This is a genomic window from Streptomyces sp. PA03-6a (assembly GCF_033792765.1).
Lineage (GTDB): Bacteria > Actinomycetota > Actinomycetes > Streptomycetales > Streptomycetaceae > Actinacidiphila.
Genome location: NZ_JARAVK010000410.1, coordinates 1 through 5,127 on the forward strand (window position 1 = coordinate 1; position 5,127 = coordinate 5,127).

Here is a 5,127-nt window from a genome sequence, read left to right on the forward strand (position 1 = left end):
GGACGCCTGCCGCAGGGACCTCGTACGACCGGAGCTCGCGGGACAGACGGTGGCGGCGATCGCACACCGGTGGGGCTTCGCCAGCCACGCGCACTTCAGTCGTACCTTCCGGGCGGTCTACGGTCTCTCCCCGGCGGAGTGGCGGCAGGCCGGCGCCCTGCAGGTCGCACCCCTCCGGGCAGCCGGCCCGCTCCCCCAGCCGACTGACAGGTGATCAGTCCTGCCGCAGCTGCCCCGCGTCCTCGCCGAGGGCCTCACCGGCGGGCCGGGGCAGCGTGGCGGCGGCCGGTTCCTCCATCCGGGTCAGCGCGACCATCGCGAGATCGTCCTCCGGGAGCGCACCGGCGTGGTCGACGAGGTCCCGGAGGATCTCCCCGAGCGCTTCCGGCAGGCATTCGTGGTCGGCCGGGCCCTGCCGGACCCAGCGCCACGCCGTCGCGCGGTCCATCAGCGGGTAGCAGTGCCCCGCGGCGTCGCGGGCCTCGACGAGCCCGTCGGTGTAGAGCAACAGCGTGTCCCCAGGGGCCAGTTCGAAGCGTTCCTCGATGGCTCCGCATCCCCGCAGAGCACGCAGTCCCAGCGGGGGTGACGGGCAGCCCGCCACAAGGGCGACGCTCCCCCCGCGGGCCCGTACGGGCGGCGGATGCCCGTGGTTGACCATGCGGGCGGACCGCTCGCCGTCCCTCACCTCCAACAGCAGTGCGGTCACGAAGCGTTCGTCCGTGTCGCGGACGGTGCCTTCGGCTTCGGCCAGGTGGCGCAGGAAGCTCTCCTCCAGCCGCGCCGACAGCTCCTCCAGGGTCGCCGCACGCGGGGCCCATTCGCGGAAGGCCCCGAGCACGGCCGCGACGTCCTCGAACGTGGGCAGGCCCTTGCCGCACACGTCACCGATGATCAGGCGGGTCGTCCCGCCTTTGCGCGCGACGGCGTAGAGGTCCCCGCCGACCTGTCCCCGCCCGCCGCAGGCCCGGTAGACGGAGGCGAGCCCCAGCGCCCCGATGCGCTCGGGGAGCGGCCGCAGCAGGGTCCGCCGCACGGTGTCCGAAACGGCGCGCGCCCGCGCCGCCCCGTGGCGGTACCGGTCCTTCATGCGGGCCATCACCACCGCCACGACCCCCGCGGTGACCAGCGGCGCGAGTCCGCACGCGAGACTCGGATGGGCGTACAGCGGCAGGATCACGCACACCGCGCACACCGCGAGCATCCACGCCACTCCGCCCACGACGGCCAAGTGCCGTGTCGGCCGCCCGTCGTCGGGCTCCTCCTCGAACTGTTCGATGTCCGGCATCGGCATCACTCCCTTGGGGTCCGTGCGCGGGGCCGGGGGCCGACGGATCCGCGAACGGTGCCGGACCCGCGCATTGGCGTCCCACTTGTGATGGGACAACTCGACCGTAGGAGGAGTCCCCGCCGGCCTCCTTGCCCCGTTGTGCACGGCCCCTTGCCCACCCGTGCAGTCCCCGCCCACCTGGGCGCCCGGGCGTCGCGCCGGCCCCCGCACGTCCGCGGCTAGCGCTTGGCGAGGCCCGTCAGGGCGTCGCGGAGCGCCGCGCGGGAGGTGATGCCGAGTTTGGGGAAGACCCGGCCCAGATGGCCGCCCACGGTGCGTGGGGAGAGGTAGAGCCGCTCGGCGATCTGCTTGTTGGTCAGGCCGGAGGCCGCGAGGTGGGCGATCTCGACCTCCTGCGGGGTGAGGCCGACGGACTCCGGCCCGTCGGCCCGCTTGACCATCCATCCGGTCGCCTGCAGCGCGCGCCTCGCCCGGTCCGCCCACGGCCGTGCGCCGAGTTGCTCGAAGGTCGCCAGGGCCGCGCTCAGTGACGCCCTGGCGTCGGTGGTCGACCGCGCCTTGCGCAGGCGTTCGCCGTAGGTCAGGGTCACGCGTGCCAGGTCGAAGGGCCACTGCTGGAGGCCGGGGTGCGACAGGGCCCGCTCGAAGTGCCCGATCGCCTCCTCGTCCGCCTCGGCGGCCGTCGCGGCCGAAGCGTCGACGAGCATGGCCCTGCGCGGGGAGAGCGCCGCGATCCCGGCCTGCCGGACGGCGGTCACGTGGGCGGCCGCCTCCGCCGGCCGCTGGGTGCGCACGGCCGCCTCCACCACGTCCCCGGCCACCAGCAGCGCCACCGGCGTGTACGGGGCCAGTTCACCAGGTGGGCTGATGGCCGCCGCGTGCCGGTAGGCGCGTTCGAAGTCGCCGTCCGCCTGCGCGACGAGCACCCGGATGTGGTCCGCCAGGGTCACCAGATGGTGCGCGCCACGGGACGTCCCCCACAGGGCCATCGCGTCGGCTGCCTCCTCCGCGAAGCCGGCTTCGCCGCGCGCCGCCGCAACGACCGCCTTGTAGTAGCGGAAGTACCAGGAGACGGCCTCGAAGGCGTGCTCCTTGCACAGGCGCAGTCCCTCGTCGGCAAGCTCCGTCGTGTCGTCCCACCGGCCCGCGAGGAACGCGTCCGTGCACAGGAGCGGCAGGGTGACGATCTGCCGGCGGCCCTGCGGCAGGACGCGCGATACGGCGTCACGCACGCCGGAGAGCCGGTCGGCGGCGATGCTCGCGGCGCCGATCCGTGTGATCCTCGACGGGGCCGTCTCCTGGGGAAGGCCCGCGATGAGTTCCTCCAGGTCCCCGAGTGCCGCCAGGGCGGTGCGTGCGGGATCGCCCTGGGTGGCGACGTTCACCCCCAGCAGGCGCGGCGCGTCGGGGCCGAGCCGGTCCAGGATCCGGTGGAGGGGCGTCCACAGCTCTTCGCGGCCACCCAGGCAGCACAGCATCAACAACAGGTAGAGGGCCTCCTCCAGGGCCGGGTCGCAGACGCGGTAGGGATGGTCGGCGTTCTCGATCGCGCCGAGGAGTACCTGGTGGGCCGTGTCGATGTCCCCCTCGCCGTCGAGCAGCCGGTGGACCGCGACCGCCGCCGAGTAGAGGGACGCGCGGGCGTCGGAGCCAAAGCGCCGGGCGTCGTCAAGAAGACGGGACGCCATCGTCAGCTCACCGGAGGCGTCCGCGCGTATGTACGCGGCAGTGGCCAGCCGGCGGCCGCGGTCGGCCGCGCCGGGGCTCAGATGCGCGGCCTTGGTGAGAGCCCGGATCGCGGCCATGGCGTCGCCGCGCCGCAGGACCCGGTGGGCGGTGCCCTCCAGCAACGCTGCGACGTGTTCGTCCTGTTCCACGCAGGCCTCCCCCAGGTGCCACGCGCGCTGGTCGGGGCGGTCGTGCAGCACCTCGGCCAGTTCGCCGTGCACGGCACGGCGCTCCGCGGAGGTGGACGCGTCGACCACCGCGGCACGGAACAGCGGGTGCCGGAAGTTCACGCGGTGGTCGAACTCCTCGATCCGCACGAGGCCGTCACGCTCGGCGGCCTCCAGGTCCACCAGGTCGGCCCCGACGCCGAGCCGGTGCGCGGCGGTCTGCACGACGGCCAGGTCCCCCGTCCCCTCCAGCGCGGACACCAGCAGCAGACGACGTGTCGCCGCGGGCAGCTCCGCCACGCACGAGCCGAAGACCTCGCGCAGGCGCCGCGTGAGCGGCAGTGCGGCCGGCGGCCGCTCCAGCCCGGCGCGCTGCGGCCCGGTCAGGGCCGCCGGCAACTCGACCAGGGCCAGTGGATTTCCCTGCGCCACGGCGACGACGCACTCCACGACCGGCCCGGCGAGGTCCGGATGGGACGAGCCGGCCAGGAGCCGCGACGCGCTCTCGTCCAGCGGCAGGACCTCGTGTTCGGCGCGCACGCCGTCCTCGACGGGGCTACGACGACCTTTGCGGACGGCCGCCAGGAACCTGACGCGGCTTCCCGGGAGCCGGCGTGCGGCGAATCCCAGCACGGCCGCGCTCGCCGGGTCCACCGCATCGAGGTCGTCGACGACCAGCACTACGGGCGTCGCGGTGGCCGCGTTGCGGAGCAGTACCAGGGCCGCGTTGGAGACCAGGAACCGCTCGGGCGGGGGTCCCTCGCCGAAGCCCAGGGCCACCCGCAGTGCCTCGCGGTGCGCCCCGTCCAGGGCTTGCGGACCCTCCTCCCACAGCGGGAAGAGCAGCTGGTTGAGCGCCGCGTACTCCACGTCGCTCTCGGACCGTGTGCCCGCCGCCCGCAGCACCCTGGCACCGGCTGCCAGTGCCCTCTGGGCGAGGTGGCCGAGCAGCGCCGTCTTGCCCACCCCGGGCTCGCCGGACAACAGCACCGCGCCACCCGAATCGACGGAGCCCAGCAGACCCTCGATCCGGTCCACGTCCCCCGCGCGACCGACCAGCCCCTGGCGCGTTCCACCGCCGACGTCGGCGGTGTACACGGAGGTTTGCATCGGAGTTTCCGGCTCTCTTGTTCCGGGGCTGGACGGAAGCATTCTCACACGGCACGGGTGGCGTATTCGTGCGGGCCGCCGTGATATCCGACTCATGGCCGCAGGAGAATTCACCTGCGGTATTTCCTATGGACGGCTGCCGGACCACTTCCGTCAAGGGAGCACAGGTCAACGACCTGGGAGCCACCGGATCAGGGCGTTGATCAGCCTTTCCAGCGCGGGCGGCCCGTCCGGGCGGTCCGTCATGACGGTGCGGCCGTCGAATTCGAGGGTGTACTGGAACATGTCGTTTGCCGCCATGTTCATTGTGAAGTCCGGGACGTCTTCCAGCGCCGGGTCACCGAGCAGAATCCGCAATTGCTCGAACCGTGCAGCACCGACCCGGCGCTGCACGGGTTCGCCGTTGTCCATCGTGAGGACGGTGCCGTCACCCCGGAGCGTCACCTGCTGGTGAACGCCTGCGAAGCCGCCGCTGACGGTCATCACCACCAGCTTCTGACGGGGTCCGCGGACGGGCACCGGTGTCGCGGTACGGCTCGGCGAGGACGACGGGGAGGTCGAGGCGGACACGGAGACGGACGCCGACGCGGACGGTGGGCCGGACGACGAAGACGTGGCGGAAGCCGTCGCGGTGACCACCGCGACATCCGCCGGATCCCCCGCCGTCTCGCCGATGGTGAGGGTGCAGCCTGTGCAGCCCAGCACCCCGGCGGCGAGAACCACCCCGGCCAGCACCACCCCGCCCAGTGTCCTCACGGCTCTCTCCCCCGCCAGTCGATCGCCCCAACCGCTGCCTGGATACCACGGAATAGCGCCTTCCGGCCCCGGTCC

General features: G+C 73.3%; 4 protein-coding genes. 1 reads left to right on the forward strand and 3 read right to left on the reverse strand.

The features are described 5' to 3' along the window. A partial coding sequence (locus PV350_RS44310; protein WP_500339034.1) for a helix-turn-helix domain-containing protein occupies positions 1 to 214 on the forward strand: 214 nt, incomplete at its 5' end. Here the strand turns inward: PV350_RS44310 and PV350_RS44315 are convergent. The 3 genes from PV350_RS44315 to PV350_RS44325 all read right to left on the reverse strand — a co-directional run. Next, on the reverse strand, positions 215 to 1,288 hold the full coding sequence (locus PV350_RS44315; protein ID WP_499510184.1) for a PP2C family protein-serine/threonine phosphatase: 1,074 nt from the start codon (positions 1,286 to 1,288) through the stop codon (positions 215 to 217). It lies immediately after the preceding gene. Positions 1,289 to 1,509: 221 nt separating this feature from the next. Then, complete coding sequence (locus tag PV350_RS44320) at positions 1,510 to 4,296, reverse strand: ATP-binding protein (RefSeq protein WP_500339035.1); 2,787 nt, start codon at positions 4,294 to 4,296, stop codon at positions 1,510 to 1,512. A gap of 168 nt (positions 4,297 to 4,464) precedes the next feature. Then, the coding region (locus PV350_RS44325; protein ID WP_500339036.1) for a hypothetical protein at positions 4,465 to 5,127 on the reverse strand (663 nt) is incomplete at its 5' end.

Coding starts and splice junctions, on each gene's coding strand:
- PV350_RS44315 (WP_499510184.1), bottom strand. CDS start 1,288: ATGCCGGACATCGAACAGTTCGAGGAGGAGCCCGACGACGGGCGGCCG.
- PV350_RS44320 (WP_500339035.1), bottom strand. CDS start 4,296: ATGCAAACCTCCGTGTACACCGCCGACGTCGGCGGTGGAACGCGCCAG.